The sequence below is a fragment of the Variovorax sp. LjRoot290 genome, from assembly GCF_964253985.1.
In the GTDB taxonomy this organism is placed as follows: domain Bacteria; phylum Pseudomonadota; class Gammaproteobacteria; order Burkholderiales; family Burkholderiaceae_C; genus Variovorax.
This window is the reverse complement of the sequence record NZ_CAXURW020000001.1, coordinates 2,527,757-2,540,867: the sequence shown is the minus strand read 5'-3', so window position 1 is coordinate 2,540,867 and position 13,111 is coordinate 2,527,757. Positions and strand designations below refer to the sequence as shown.

The 13,111-nt window shown below is 68.1% G+C and carries 14 protein-coding genes; 12 read left to right on the top strand and 2 right to left on the bottom strand.

Features of this window, described 5'->3' with window-relative positions; genetic code table 11:
- The first annotated feature begins 7 nt into the window (after positions 1 to 7).
- The gene (locus tag ACSQ9A_RS12765) at positions 8 to 1,081 is read left to right on the top strand and encodes a TAXI family TRAP transporter solute-binding subunit (protein WP_093107701.1); all 1,074 of its coding nucleotides are present in this window, start codon (positions 8 to 10) and stop codon (positions 1,079 to 1,081) included.
- A gap of 2 nt (positions 1,082 to 1,083) precedes the next feature.
- Here the strand turns inward: ACSQ9A_RS12765 and ACSQ9A_RS12760 are convergent, their stop codons facing one another.
- Entirely contained in the window at positions 1,084 to 1,725 is a 642-nt protein-coding gene (locus tag ACSQ9A_RS12760) for an NrsF family protein (protein WP_436303902.1), read from the bottom strand.
- A complete protein-coding gene (locus ACSQ9A_RS12755) occupies positions 1,722 to 2,276 on the bottom strand; it encodes a sigma-70 family RNA polymerase sigma factor (RefSeq protein WP_436290504.1) in 555 nt (184 codons plus the stop codon). The genes ACSQ9A_RS12760 and ACSQ9A_RS12755 overlap by 4 nt, the downstream gene beginning before the upstream one ends.
- Before the next feature lie 176 nt (positions 2,277 to 2,452).
- On the opposite strand from ACSQ9A_RS12755, the gene ACSQ9A_RS12750 reads away from it, so the two are divergent.
- The 11 genes from ACSQ9A_RS12750 to ACSQ9A_RS12700 all read left to right on the top strand — a co-directional run bounded on the left by ACSQ9A_RS12750 (position 2,453) and on the right by ACSQ9A_RS12700 (position 13,110).
- Entirely contained in the window at positions 2,453 to 2,740 is a 288-nt protein-coding gene (locus ACSQ9A_RS12750; RefSeq protein WP_436303901.1) for a BufA1 family periplasmic bufferin-type metallophore, read from the top strand.
- Positions 2,741 to 2,760: 20 nt separating this feature from the next.
- Positions 2,761 to 3,603: an MNIO family bufferin maturase gene (bufB, locus tag ACSQ9A_RS12745; RefSeq protein ID WP_436303900.1), complete on the top strand. Its 843-nt coding sequence runs from the start codon at positions 2,761 to 2,763 to the stop codon at positions 3,601 to 3,603.
- Positions 3,600 to 4,361, top strand: a complete 762-nt coding sequence (locus ACSQ9A_RS12740) for an HvfC/BufC family peptide modification chaperone (RefSeq protein WP_436303899.1) — start codon at positions 3,600 to 3,602, stop codon at positions 4,359 to 4,361. The genes bufB and ACSQ9A_RS12740 overlap by 4 nt, the downstream gene beginning before the upstream one ends.
- A complete protein-coding gene (locus tag ACSQ9A_RS12735) occupies positions 4,358 to 4,843 on the top strand; it encodes a DoxX family protein (protein ID WP_436303898.1) in 486 nt (161 codons plus the stop codon). The genes ACSQ9A_RS12740 and ACSQ9A_RS12735 overlap by 4 nt, the downstream gene beginning before the upstream one ends.
- 133 nt (positions 4,844 to 4,976) lie before the next feature.
- Positions 4,977 to 6,287: a GTP cyclohydrolase II gene (locus tag ACSQ9A_RS12730; RefSeq protein WP_244503887.1), complete on the top strand. Its 1,311-nt coding sequence runs from the start codon at positions 4,977 to 4,979 to the stop codon at positions 6,285 to 6,287.
- Positions 6,284 to 7,693, top strand: coding sequence for a URC4/urg3 family protein (locus tag ACSQ9A_RS12725; RefSeq protein WP_436303897.1), 1,410 nt, complete (start codon positions 6,284 to 6,286; stop codon positions 7,691 to 7,693). Before ACSQ9A_RS12730 ends, ACSQ9A_RS12725 begins: the two co-directional genes overlap by 4 nt.
- Before the next feature lie 28 nt (positions 7,694 to 7,721).
- Complete coding sequence (gene upp, locus ACSQ9A_RS12720) at positions 7,722 to 8,351, top strand: uracil phosphoribosyltransferase (RefSeq protein ID WP_093107717.1); 630 nt, start codon at positions 7,722 to 7,724, stop codon at positions 8,349 to 8,351.
- A 26-nt stretch (positions 8,352 to 8,377) separates the two neighbouring features.
- Positions 8,378 to 9,379 (top strand): BMP family protein, encoded by a 1,002-nt coding sequence (locus tag ACSQ9A_RS12715; RefSeq protein WP_093107719.1) that lies wholly within the window; start codon positions 8,378 to 8,380, stop codon positions 9,377 to 9,379.
- Positions 9,380 to 9,525: 146 nt separating this feature from the next.
- Positions 9,526 to 11,052, top strand: coding sequence for an ABC transporter ATP-binding protein (locus tag ACSQ9A_RS12710; protein WP_436303896.1), 1,527 nt, complete (start codon positions 9,526 to 9,528; stop codon positions 11,050 to 11,052).
- An 85-nt stretch (positions 11,053 to 11,137) separates the two neighbouring features.
- On the top strand, positions 11,138 to 12,199 hold the full coding sequence (locus ACSQ9A_RS12705) for an ABC transporter permease (protein ID WP_436306291.1): 1,062 nt from the start codon (positions 11,138 to 11,140) through the stop codon (positions 12,197 to 12,199).
- Complete coding sequence (locus ACSQ9A_RS12700) at positions 12,190 to 13,110, top strand: ABC transporter permease (protein WP_436303895.1); 921 nt, start codon at positions 12,190 to 12,192, stop codon at positions 13,108 to 13,110. The genes ACSQ9A_RS12705 and ACSQ9A_RS12700 overlap by 10 nt, the downstream gene beginning before the upstream one ends.
- The last annotated feature ends 1 nt before the right edge of the window (position 13,111 follow it).

Below are 13,111 nucleotides of genomic sequence, written 5' to 3'. Positions count from 1 at the left end.
GCCAGCAATGCCAATCAGATCAATCCTGACGGGCCTGATAGCAATGGCCCTCCTGTCCTCGGCCGCCGCGCAGCCCAGGGCGCAGTACAAGATAGTCACCGCATCGAAAACCGGCACCTACATCCAGATCGGCCGCGACCTTGCCAAGTGGGTCGCCGAGCCCGCCGGCATCGAGCTCGAGGTCATGGAGTCCAAGGGTTCGGCGGAGAACGTTCAGCGCATGCGCTTCGAGCCGGGGGTCAAGCTGGCCCTGGTGCAGTCCGACGTCTACCAGGCCTTCCTGGACGAGGCGAAGGCCGGAAACGCCGACGCGGGCAACATCATCCGTCCGCTGCGGCTCATCATGCCGCTCTACGATGAGGAGATCTATTTCGTCGCCCGTGCCGATTCGCCGCTGAGCTCCATCCACGAGATCAAGAACAAGAAGATTGCAGTCGGAGCGCTCGGCAGCGGTACGGCGCTCACCTCGAGAACGCTATACCAGCTGATGTTCGGCGAGCAGATACCGGCTGCCAACGCGCAGTATCTGAGCAACGAGGAGGCGCTCGCCAAGCTCACCGTCGACAAATCGATCGACGTCGCCATCATCGTTGCCGGACAGCCGGCCAAGCTGTTCTCGGACATGAAGCCCGAGGCGCGCAACTACATCAAGATCCTGAAGCTGGACGACGCGGCGCCGGAAACAGCGCGTGCGAAGAAGACCTACTTTCCCGCGACCATACGCGCCGCGAGCTACTCCACATGGCTCACGGCCGACATTCCCACCCTCACCGTGAAGGCCTACCTGGTCACCTATGACTACGGCTTGCAGTCGACGGTCGGAAACCTCGGCCGTTTTGCCGAGTCGCTTTGCAAGAACTTCGACAAGCTCCAGGCCAATGGGCATCCCAAGTGGAAGCAAGTGCGCCTGGAGCTTCCTGCCCTCAGCCAGGGATGGCGCTACTACGCGCCGATGGAAAAGCGCATGCGCGCCTGCATCGCCGGTCAGGCAGCGGCCGGTGCGCCGGCCTGGGCCGTGCAGCAACCCCAAGGGCGTGTCTGCACGGAGCAGGAGTGGGTGCTCGGCCTATGCAAGAGGTGAGTTCACCATCGCAGCAGCCGATGCCCAACAGCCGCCCCCGCCACCACAGGCAACACCATCCCCGCCACATACCAGATCGCCAGGAACGGCGCCGCCAGTTCCTGGCAGTGCAAGGCATAGATCGCCGCCCCCACCCCCGCTGACATGGCGCCGGCCGCAGCACCGGCCAGTGCCGGTTGCGTCGGTGCCAGGCTCTTCAGTGCGACCAGCGAGGCCACGAACACCGGCACCGAGATCGCGGCGATATTGAAGGCGCAAGTGCGCCAGGTCTGGCCCCAGAGCAAGGCCGTGCGCTCGTCCGCAGGCGCGAGAAACCAGGCCGCGAACCCCATCACCCACAGCGCCAGCACCGGCAGCGCCAGGCCCAGCCATGCGGCGCGGACCCGCGCACCGGGGCGCGCAAGGCGCTGCACCACCACGAAGCCCGCAATGGCGATGCACAGCGGAAAAGCCAGCTTGACCCAGAACATCGGCCAGAACATGGTCTGCACCAGGTCGCGCCGCACGCCGTACTCGATGACCATCCACGCGATCGACAGCGGCACGCCGGCCAAGAGCGCAATCGTGAGGCGCCGTGCGGCCGCATGCCGCGGCACCGGTGGTGCTTCGCGCGCCAGCAGGGCAACGAGCTCGTCTGTTTTCATGATGAGGACTTTCCGATCTTCAGCGCCAGCGCCTTGAGCCCGCGGTGGATGCCGACCTTGACCGCCGATTCCGACATGCCGGTCTTGCGCGCCGCCTCGGCCACCGACAGGCCTTCGAGCTTGACGTGCACGATCGGCAGGCGATGCCGGTCGGGCAAGGTGTCGAGCAGGCCCGCCAGGTCGCGGCGCGCGTCGCTGGCCTCGGTGGCCGATTCGGCGAAGACGGCCAGCTCGTCGTCCAGCGGATCGTTGAGCGCCTCGCGGCTGGCCTTGGCGCGCAGCAGGTCGATCATCTTGTAGCGCGCGATCGCATGCACCCAGGCCGTCAGCGGCTGGTCGCTCTGGTAGGTGTGGCGCTGGTTGTGCATGGCGAGCAGGCATTCCTGGACAAGGTCTTCCACTTCGTCGGGCCAGCCGAACAGCCGCCTGCCCAGGAACGCGCGCAGGTGTGCGCTGAGCTTCTGCAGAAACGCGTGATAGGCCTGGGCGTCGCCGTCCAGGCCCCGCACGAACAGGTCGTGCAGCACCGTCTCCGCTTCGCTCTTTGCCATCGGGCTCCCACTTGTCATTCGTGCTTTCGCTCAAGCCGGTTACAGGCGCAGCCAAAAAAAGAAATCCGGCGGATTGTGCCGTGCGCTGTAACCCCGGGCGCGCAGGCCACGAAGTAGAACCGACTGCGCCGAGCGGCGCGGTTGAAAATCTTCACTCAACCACTGGAGCTCATTCCATGATCACTCGCCCTCTCGCTATCACCGCCCTCGCCCTGGGCGCCCTCGCCGCCGGCTCCGCCATGGCGCAAGACAAACCGATGGCCGACAAGACGGCCGCGATGGAGAAGTGCTACGGCGTCTCGATGGCCGGCAAGAACGACTGCGCCGCCGGCCCCGGCACCACCTGTGCAGGCACCTCCAAGGTCGACTACCAGGGCAACGCCTGGAAGAACGCGCCGGCCGGCACCTGCGTGACCATCAAGACGCCGAAGGGCACGGGCTCGCTGACGCCGATCAAGTCCTGATCGATTGCCCTGCCGCCATCATGTCCAGCTCGCTCACCGCAGGCCTCGGCCTCAAGCCCGAGCACTATGACGCCGCGCTGTCGTCGCAGGTCGAAGGGCTGTGGTTCGAGGTGCACCCCGAGAACTACATGGTGGCGGGCGGGCCGCGGCTGCAATGGCTGGAAGCGATCCGCGAGCGCCATCCGGTGTCGCTGCACGGGGTCTCGCTCTCGCTCGCGGGCGATGCCGAGCCCGATGCCGCGCACCTCCAGCGGCTGACGGCGCTGGCGCAGCGCATCCAGCCTGCATTGATCTCCGAACACCTCGCATGGTCGGCCTGGAAGGGCCGGCACTTTCCCGACCTGCTGCCCTTTCCGCGCAGCACCGAAGCGCTGCATCGCATTGCCGCCAACATCGCGCGCACGCAGGACGCGCTGAACACCGCCATCGCGATCGAGAACCCGTCTCACTATCTGCGCTTCGAAGGGCACGCGTGGGACGAGATCGACTTCCTTGCCGAACTCGCGCGGCGCACCGGCTGCACGCTGCTGCTCGACATCAACAACGCGCACGTGTCGGCGTGCAACCTGGGCTTCTCGGCCGCGGACTGGCTGGACCGTTTTCCGCACGAGCTGGTCAGCGAGATCCATCTCGCGGGCCATGCGCTCGATCCGACGCTGGGCGAGGCGCTCTTGATCGACTCGCACGATGCACCGATCGCGCCGGAGGTCTGGGGCCTCTATCGCCGTTTCATCGAGCGCGCGGGCGCCCGCCCCACGCTGATCGAACGCGACGGCAATGTGCCGGCCTTCGATGAACTGATGGGCGAGCGGTCGCAAGCCGACGCCGAACTGCGCCGCATCGCGCAGGAGACCGTGGCATGAGCACCTCACTCGCACAGTTCCAGGACGCCTTCGCCAAGGCCTTGTTCGCGCCGCAGGACGTCGCGGATCCGGTGGTGCAACAGCTCGCGGCGCAACCTGCCTTCGCGGTCTATCGCAACACCGTGATGAAGGGCTGCATCGACGCGCTCGAAGCCAACTTGCCCGTGGTGGCGCGGCTGGTGGGCAGCGAATGGTTTCGTGCCGCCGCGGCGCTGCATGTGGCGGCCGAGGCGCCGCGCGACGGCCGGTTGCTGAACTACGGAAGCGGCTTCGCCGCCTTCCTGCAGGGCTTCGAGCCGGCCGCCGAACTGACCTATCTGCCCGGCGCGGCACGGCTCGACGCCTTGTCGTGCGAAGCCCATGCCGCGCAGGATGCGCCCGTGCTCGATGCCGCATGGCTTGCCCGCTGCACACCGGAACTGCTCGCGACCCTGGTGCTCAAGCCCCATCCGGCGGCGCGCTGGGCCTGGTTCGACGAGCAGCCGGTCTACAGCATCTGGGCGCGCAACCGCACTCCCGCCGACGATGAAGAAGAGCTCGTCTGGCAAGGCGAAGGCGCGTTGCTCACGCGTCCCGCCGACACCGTGGTCTGGCGCGCGATTCCCCAAGCAGGCTGCGCCTTTCTCGATGCCTGCGCCGCCGGTCTGCCGCTGGCCGAGGCGGCCGAACGCGCCCTGGCCATCGATCCCGATGCCGACCTTGCCGCCCTGCTCGAAAGCCTGCTGCGCGCGGGCGCCTTCATCGAAAGAGCACCATGAACTCGAACGCTACAGCCTCCAACGCCCTGGCCTCGAGCGACGGGCACGGCCTTCGCGCACACTGGAACCTGCTGGCCTCGTGGCTCACGCGCATCGTGCCGCACGACCTGCTGGCACTGGCCGCGCGCATGAGCATCGCCGCGATCTTCTTTCTGTCGGGCCGCACCAAGGTCACGGGCTTCCTCACGCTGACCGACAGCGCCTACGAACTGTTCCGCACCGAGTACAAGCTGCCGCTGGTGCCGCCCGAGATCGCGGCGCACCTCGCGGCCTATGCGGAGCATCTGTTTCCGGTGCTGCTGGTGCTGGGCCTGTTCACGCGGCTGTCGGCCCTGGCGTTGCTGGGCATGACGCTGGTGATCCAGGTCTTGGTCTATCCGGACGCCTGGCCCACGCATCTTTCGTGGGCCGCGCTGCTGCTCTACCTGGTCGGTCGCGGAGGCGGCACCTTGTCAATCGACCGCCTGCTGCGCATCAGCTAAGCCCCACGCTCCCTCACTTCGAGTGGTCGCTGCCCCCAAGGGGGTGCAGCCCGGCTTGGGGCGGCCCGGCGCCGGGCCAGCGGCTTGCCAGTCGCAGAAGCCCTCGCTACATTGTGTTTTTTGAGGGCCTGCAATGTCCGTTGACACCGTTCCGACTCCTTCCACGCCGTCTCTTTCCGCGAATCCCGAGCCCTCTTCCGTACCGTCCCAGCGGCCCCACATCCGCCTGACCTCGCACGCGGGCGGCTTCGGCGCCCTGCCGATCCAGTGGGGCGCCGCCACCGCCGCCGAGCGCGGCCCGGTGGTCGGCACCACGACCAAGCGCGCGCACCGCAACGTGATCGGCACGCACAGCGGCTCCTACAGCGTCTACCGCGCGCTGGCCGTCGCGGCCGGTGCGCTCAAGCGAGAGCACAAGGCCGACCTGACCAATACAGCGCCGACCGACGTGATCGGCCCCTATCCGCAGTGGAGCGAGCCCGGCCGCATTGTCTCGCTCGATCCCTGGGGCGCGGTGGTGGCCGAGGCCTTTGCCACCGAGCTGGCGGCCGGCTACGACATCCGCCCCACCATCGCCATCACCAAGGCGCACGTGATCCTGCCCGAGGTGATCGAGGCGCTGCAGACCGGCCGCCTGAAGGCCGACGGCAAGTTCCTCACACCCGGCGGCGCGGCGATGGTCACCAAGGCGGCGATCGAGCCGGTCTGGTACCTGCCCGAGGTGGCCAGACGCTTCGGCTGCTCCGAGACCGACCTGCGCCGCGTGCTCTTCGAAGAAACCGGCGGCATGTACCCCGAGCTGGTGACGCGCTCCGACCTCGAGGTGTTCCTGCCGCCCATCGGCGGCCAGACCATCTACATCTTCGGCAATGCGCGCGACCTGGCCAACCCGGATGTCGAACTCACGGCGCGCATCCACGACGAGTGCAACGGCTCCGACGTGTTCGGCTCCGACATCTGCACCTGCCGGCCCTACCTCACGCATGCGATCGAGGAGTGCATACGCGGCGCACAGCGCGGCGGCGTCGGGCTGATCGCCTACTCGCGCAAGGAAGGCCGAGCTCTCGGCGAAGTGACCAAGTTCCTGGTCTACAACGCACGCAAGCGCCAGGTGGGCGGCGACACCGCCGACCAGTATTTCGCGCGCACCGAGTGCGTGGCCGGCGTACAGGACATGCGCTTCCAGGAGCTGATGCCCGACGTGTTCCACTGGCTCGGCATCCGCAAGATCCATCGGCTGGTATCGATGAGCAACATGAAGTTCGACGCCATCACCGGCTCTGGCATCGAGATCGGCACGCGCGTGAACATCCCCGACGAACTGATCCCGGCCGACGCCCGCGTCGAGATGGACGCCAAGATGGCGGCCGGCTACTTCACGCCTGGCGTGGTGCCGGACGCCGAGGAACTCAAGAAGGCCAAGGGCCGGAAGCTGGATCAATGAGCAAGGACAACTATGGGCTCGATCCCGATCGCCCCACCTCGAACGCGGCCGTGCGCCATGCCGATGCCGACGGCCACGTGGACCCGGCGCTCGAATTCGTGACCGACACCACTCATCCGGCGGGCGCTGCGGCCTTTCTGCGCACGACCCGCGCGGTGCGCATACGCGCGGCCGCATTGCTGACCCGCGCGCGCCGCGGCGAATCGCAGTGGTTCACCATCGGCGACGAGGCCGCGCTCGAAGACACGGCCCGCACGGTGGCGGAGGTGACGCGCGAACGCTATCCCTGGGACACCATTCCTTACCACAGCCGCTGGCGCCATTTCGAAGCGGGCGACGTGAACCGGCTGAAAGAACTCGATCGGCTGCTGGGCCACCTGGACGCGCCCCAGCGGGCCCGCGCCCACATCGACCTGGTGCTGGTGAGCGTGCTGCTCGATGCCGGCGCCGGCCCCGATTGGCACTACATCGAAGCCGCCACCGGCCAGCGCTTCACGCGCTCCGAAGGCCTGGGCGTCGCCAGCTTCCATGCCTTTACGAGCGGCCTGTTCTCCTCGAATCCCGACCACCCGCTGCAAGCCGATGCCGCCGGCCTGCGCGCGCTGGTGACCGACCGGCTGGGCGATGCCTTCCAGGTCAGCGAGGTCAATCCGCTCGTGGGCCTCGCGGGCCGCGCGATGCTGCTGCGGCGGCTCGGCGAGGCGATGAGCGAGCAGCCCGAGACCTTCGGCGACGAGGGGCGGCCAGGTGGCCTGTTCGATGCGCTGGTCGGCCCCTATGGACCCGGCGCCGCGCCGACGGCCGAGATCACGGCGCACGAGATCCTCTCGCTGCTGCTCGAATCGTTGTCGCGGATCTGGCCGGCCACCAACGCGATCGACAGCCTCGCAGCCGACGGCAGCGATGCGGCCGGCGGCATCGGCTCGGGCGACCCGGCGCTCGCGCTGGGCGACTGCTGGCGCCACAGCGCGGTGCGCGGGCCGGGGCTCACCAACGGCTGGATGCCCTTCCACAAGCTCTCGCAGTGGCTGACCTACTCGCTGCTCGAGCCCTTCGAGTGGGCCGGCGTCAAGGTGCGCCATCTCGATGCGCTGACCGCCCTGCCCGAGTACCGCAACGGCGGCCTGCTGCTCGACAGCGGCGTGATCGTGCCCAAGGACCCGGCCCTGCTCGAGCGCAGTTGGAAGGTGGGCGACGAGTTCATCGTCGAATGGCGCGCGCTGACCATCGCGCTGCTCGACGAGCTCGTGCCCCGGGTGCGCAAGGTGCTCGACCGCAGCGAGGAAGAGCTGCCGCTGGCCCGCGTGCTGGAAGGCGGCACCTGGGCCGCCGGCCGGGCGCTGGCACAGCGCTTGCGTGGCGGTGCGCCACCCTTGCGCATCGAGAGCGACGGCACTGTCTTCTAGACTTCTCCTTTTTCTCACAACAACTCTCATGAGCAACGTCCACCTCGTCGACCACCCCCTCGTCCAGCACAAACTCACGCTGATGCGCCGCAAGGAGGCCAGCACCAACAGCTTCCGGCGCCTGCTCAACGAGATCAGCATGCTGATGGCCTACGAGGTCACGCGCGACATGCCGATGCAGGACATCGAGATCGAGACCCCGCTCGAGACGATGAACGCCAAGGTGATCGACGGCAAGAAGGTGGTGCTGGTCTCCATCCTGCGCGCCGGCACCGGCATCCTCGACGGCATGCTGAGCGTGGTGCCGGGTGCGCGCGTGGGCCACATCGGCCTGTACCGCGACCCCAAGACGCTGACCGCGGTCGAGTACTACTTCAAGATGCCCGGCGGCATGGAAGAGCGCGACGCGATCGTGGTCGATCCGATGCTGGCCACCGGCAACTCGGCGGTCGCCGCGGTGGAGCGGCTCAAGGAACTGAACCCGAAGTCGATCAAGTTCGTCTGCCTGCTCACCTGCCCGGAAGGCATCAAGACCTTCCAGGCCGCGCACCCGGACGTGCCGATCTACACCGCGGCCATCGACCGCGAGCTCAACAGCCATGGCTACATCCTGCCGGGCCTCGGTGACGCGGGCGACCGCATCTTCGGCACCAAATAAATTTCCATATCAACGAGGAGAAGTCCGTGTCCCTACGCCGTCATCTGATCGTCCGTTCGGTCGCCATTGCCGCGGCGCTCGCGGCCGGGGCGCCCAGCCTCGCGCTCGCGCAGGCCAAGCTCAAGGTGGCGGCGGTCTACACCGTGCCCTTCGAGCAGCAATGGGTGGGCCGCATCCACAAGGCGCTCAAGGCGGCAGAGGCGCGCGGCGAGATCGAATACAAGGCCACCGAGAACGTCGCCAACGCCGACTACGAGCGCGTGATGCGCGAGTACGCACAGGCCGGCAACCAGCTGATCCTCGGCGAGGTCTTCGGCGTCGAAGCGGCCGCGCGCAAGGTCGCGAAGGACTTTCCGAAGACGGCCTTCCTGATGGGTTCCTCGCTCAAGCCGCAGGCGCCCAACTTCTCGGTCTTCGACAACTACATCCAGGAGCCCGCCTACCTCTCCGGCATGGTGGCCGGCGGCATGACCAAGACGAACAAGATCGGCATGGTCGGCGGCTTCCCGATTCCCGAAGTCAATCGCCTGATGAACGCCTTCATGGCCGGCGCCAAGGAAACCAACCCGAAGGTGGAGTTCAGCGTGAGCTTCATCAACAGCTGGTTCGATCCGCCCAAGGCCAAGGAAGCCGCCTTCGCGATGATCGACAAGGGCGCCGACCTCATGTACGCCGAGCGCTTCGGCGTCAGCGACGCGGCCAAGGAAAAGGGCAAGCTCGCGATCGGCAACGTGATCAACACGCAGGACAAGTACCCCGACACCGTGGTCGCATCTGCGCTCTGGAACTTCGAGCCCTCGGCCGACCGCGCGATCAAGCTGGTGAAGGAAGGCAAGTTCGCGGCCGAGGACTACGGCCCCTATTCGATGATGAAGCACAAGGGCTCCGAGCTGGCGCCGCTCGGTACTTTCGAGAAGAAGGTGCCGGCCGACATCGTCGCCAAGGTCAAGGCCAGGGAGGCCGACATCCTTTCCGGCAAGTTCACGGTGAAAGTGGACGACGGCCAACCGAAGTCCACGGCCAAGTGAAGCTCTCCCCCAGGCTTCGCGCACTGCTTGTCGCTGCGCCAACCCCCTCAGCGGGGACAACACCAGCGGCCCGGCAAAGCCGGTTCCGCGGTGTTTCCCGAACGAAGGCCGCCGCTGCGCGGGGCCTTTGTCCCAACTGAAAATAATTGTTGGCGACCGTCCTCTCGCTTCGCGGCATCACCAAGCGATTCGGCACGCTGGTGGCGAACGACGCGGTCTCGCTCGAACTGCAGGCCGGCGAGGTGCTGGCGCTCCTGGGCGAGAACGGCGCCGGCAAGTCGACGCTGATGTCGATCCTGTTCGGCCACTACACGGCCGACGCGGGCGAGATCGAGGTCTTCGGCCGGCCCCTCGCGCCCGGCAATCCGAAAGCGGCGCTGGCCGCGGGCGTGGGCATGGTGCACCAGCACTTCACGCTGGCGGACAACCTCAGCGTGCTCGACAACGTGATGATGGGCACCGAGCCGCTGTGGCAGGGCTTCTCGCGGCGCAGCGCGGCACGCGCCAGGCTGCTGGAAGTTTCGCAGCGCTTCGGCCTGCCGGTGCAGCCGGACGCAACGGTCGGCAACCTCTCGGTCGGCGAACGGCAGCGGGTGGAGATCCTCAAGGCGCTGTACCGCGGTGCGCGCATCCTGATCCTCGACGAACCCACCGCCGTGCTCACGCCGCAAGAGAGCGAGGCGCTGTTCCACACCCTGGCGCAGATGGTGGCGCAGGGCCTGTCGATCATCTTCATCAGCCACAAGCTGGCCGAGGTGCTGCGCGTGTCGCATCGTATCGCGGTGCTGCGCGGCGGCAAGCTGGTGGCTGAAGCGCGCACCCCCGAGACCACGCAGGCGCAGCTCGCGCTGTGGATGGTCGGCCATGCGATCGAAGGCGTGGTGCGCAGCCCCGCGCGGCGGGTCGGCGACGCGGTCTGCGTGCTGGACCATGTGCAAACGGCCGGCAGCGGTCAGGACCGGCTGGCGGATGTGACGCTCACGCTCAGGGCCGGCGAGATCACGGCGATCGCGGGCGTTTCCGGCAATGGCCAGGTCGCGCTGGCGGAGCTGCTCTGCGGCACGCGCCGCGCGATCGGCGGCACGGTACAGCTGATGGGGCGGGCCTTGCCGGCCTCGCCTGCGCGGCTGGTCCAGCGCGGCGTGGCGCGCATTCCCGAAGACCGGCACGCGGTCGGCGTGGTGGGCGACCTGCCGGTGTGGGAGAACGCGGTGTCGGAGCGACTGCGCAGCACGGCCTTCTCGCGCTGGCTGTGGGTGCGGCGCGCAGCCGCACGCGCCCATGCGCGGCGCATCGAGAAAGCCTATGACGTGCGCGGCGCCGGACTCGAATTGCCTGCGCGCACGCTCTCGGGCGGCAATATGCAGAAGCTGATCCTCGGGCGGGCGCTGCTGGCGCCCGATGCGACCAAAGGCCACGGCAAGGCGGCGCGGCTGATCGTCGCGCACCAGCCGACCTGGGGACTGGACATCGGCGCCGTCGCCTATGTGCAGCAGCAGCTGATCGCGGCGCGCGATGCGGGCGCCGCGGTGCTCTTGATCTCCGACGATCTGGACGAGGTGCTGGCGCTGGGCGATCGGGTTGCCGTCATGCACGGAGGCCAGCTCGGCGAGCCGCGACCGGCCTCGGCCTGGACGCGCGAAGCCATCGGGCTCGCGATGGCGGGCTCATGAGCGCAGCGCCGGGCCGCCCCAAGCAAGCTCGCGCCCCCTCGGGGGGCAGCGAGGACACGCAGTGCCGAGCGTGGGGGCCACATACATGAGGCTGGAGCGCCGCCATGAGACCTCGCGCGCGGCACTGGTGCTGGCACCCTTCGGCGCCGTCGTCTTCACCCTGCTGGTCAGCGCGCTGCTGGTGCTCTGGGCCGGTGCACCGGTGGGCCGCACTTATGCGCTGCTGCTGCAGGGTGGCTTCGGCTCCGTGTTCGCCTGGAGCGAGACGCTGGCGCGCGCGATTCCGCTGATCCTGACCGGGCTGGCCGCCACCGTGGCTTTCAAGGCCCGGCTCTTCAACATCGGCGCCGAGGGCCAGCTCTACGGCGGCGCGCTGGCGGCCGTGGTCGTGGGCGGGCTGCATGGCGGCACGGGCTTCGCGCTGCCGGTCTGGCTGCTGTTCACGCTGATGATGCTAGCCGCCGCAGTCGCCGGCGCTCTGCTGCTGCTCGGTCCGGCGCTGATGAAGAACAAGCTCGGCGTCGACGAGGTGGTGACCACGCTGCTCTTCAATTTCATCGTGCTGCTCGGCGTCTCGGCGATGCTCGACGGGCCGATGAAGGACCCGACCTCGATGGGCTGGCCGCAGAGCGTGTCGCTGCAGCCCGAGCTCGAACTGGGCCGGCTGATCGCGCAGACCCGCGTGCACACCGGCCTGCTGTGGGCCGGCGCGCTGTCGGTGCTGGTCTGGGTGTTGTTCAAGTACACGGTGATCGGCTTCGACATCCGCGCGGTCGGCGCGAATGCGCGCGCCGCGGCCTTTGCGGGCGTGCCGGCCACGCGCACCGTCGTGCTGGTGGCGTTGCTCTCGGGTGCGCTGGCCGGGTTGGCGGGCGCGATCGAGGTGGCGGGCCGCACCAGCTACGTCACGCTCGACATGTCGCCCGGCTACGGCTACAGCGGCATCGTGATCGCGATGCTGGCCGGCCTGCATCCGCTGGGCGTGCTGGCGGCGGGCGTGTTCGTCGCCGGCGTGCTGGTCGGTGCCGACACGATGAGCCGGGCGATCGGCGTGCCGACCTATGTCGCGGACGTGATCGTGGCTGCCTCGCTGATCGCGGTGCTGGTGGCGACCTTGCTCACACAGTATCGAGTGCGATGGAAGTAGTCGACATCCTCGGCAATGCCTCTTTCTGGGTCGCGGTGCTGCGCATCGCCACGCCGCTGATCTTCGGCACCCTGGGCGTGCTGCTGTGCGAGCGCACGGGCGTGCTGAACCTCGGCATCGAAGGCATCATGGTCGCGGGCGCCTTTGCCGGCTGGCTCTCGGTCTATGCGGGGGCGCCGCTGTGGGTGGGCGTCGCGGTGGCGGCGTTGACGGGCGCGGTCTTCGGCCTGCTGCACGCCTTCCTGACCGTGGGCCTCGCGCTCTCGCAGCATGTCTCGGGCCTGGGCATCACGCTGCTGGCGACGGCGCTCAGCTACTACGGCTACCGCGTGAGCTTTCCGAAGGTCAACACGCCGCCGACCGTCACGCCCTTCGCGCCGATGGAATGGTTGCACATCCCGGTGCTCGATGCGCAGACGCCGCTCACGCTGTTCGCGCTGCTGCTGGTGCCGGTGCTCGCGTACATCCTCTACCGCACGCCGCTGGGCCTGGCGCTGCGCATGGTCGGCGAGAACCCGCAGGCGGCCGAGGGCCAGGGCGTCTCGGTCGCAGCCACGCGCAGCGGCGCCATCGTCGCCGGTTCGGCGCTGATGGGCGTGGCGGGCTCCTTCCTCACGCTGTCGGCCTTCAACGCCTTCTTCTTCAACATGGTCAACGGCCGCGGATGGATCTGCGTCGCGCTGGTGGTGTTTGCCTCCTGGCGGCCCGGCAAGGCCCTGCTGGGCGCCCTGCTGTTCGCTTTTTTCGACGCGCTGCAGCTGCGGCTGCAACAATCCGGCGATGCCGTGCTGCCCTACCAGCTCTACCTGATGCTGCCCTATGTGCTGTCGATCGTGGCGCTGGTGCTGGTGGCGCGCAAGGCCAGCTATCCGCAAGCCCTCATGAAGCCCTATCGCAAAGGCGAACGTTAGC

Coding starts and splice junctions, on each gene's coding strand:
- ACSQ9A_RS12760 (WP_436303902.1), bottom strand. CDS start 1,725: ATGAAAACAGACGAGCTCGTTGCCCTGCTGGCGCGCGAAGCACCACCG.
- ACSQ9A_RS12735 (WP_436303898.1), top strand. CDS start 4,358: ATGAACTCGAACGCTACAGCCTCCAACGCCCTGGCCTCGAGCGACGGG.
- ACSQ9A_RS12755 (WP_436290504.1), bottom strand. CDS start 2,276: ATGGCAAAGAGCGAAGCGGAGACGGTGCTGCACGACCTGTTCGTGCGG.
- ACSQ9A_RS12705 (WP_436306291.1), top strand. CDS start 11,138: ATGAGGCTGGAGCGCCGCCATGAGACCTCGCGCGCGGCACTGGTGCTG.
- upp (WP_093107717.1), top strand. CDS start 7,722: ATGAGCAACGTCCACCTCGTCGACCACCCCCTCGTCCAGCACAAACTC.
- ACSQ9A_RS12730 (WP_244503887.1), top strand. CDS start 4,977: ATGTCCGTTGACACCGTTCCGACTCCTTCCACGCCGTCTCTTTCCGCG.
- ACSQ9A_RS12765 (WP_093107701.1), top strand. CDS start 8: ATGCCAATCAGATCAATCCTGACGGGCCTGATAGCAATGGCCCTCCTG.
- bufB (WP_436303900.1), top strand. CDS start 2,761: ATGTCCAGCTCGCTCACCGCAGGCCTCGGCCTCAAGCCCGAGCACTAT.
- ACSQ9A_RS12750 (WP_436303901.1), top strand. CDS start 2,453: ATGATCACTCGCCCTCTCGCTATCACCGCCCTCGCCCTGGGCGCCCTC.
- ACSQ9A_RS12725 (WP_436303897.1), top strand. CDS start 6,284: ATGAGCAAGGACAACTATGGGCTCGATCCCGATCGCCCCACCTCGAAC.
- ACSQ9A_RS12740 (WP_436303899.1), top strand. CDS start 3,600: ATGAGCACCTCACTCGCACAGTTCCAGGACGCCTTCGCCAAGGCCTTG.
- ACSQ9A_RS12700 (WP_436303895.1), top strand. CDS start 12,190: ATGGAAGTAGTCGACATCCTCGGCAATGCCTCTTTCTGGGTCGCGGTG.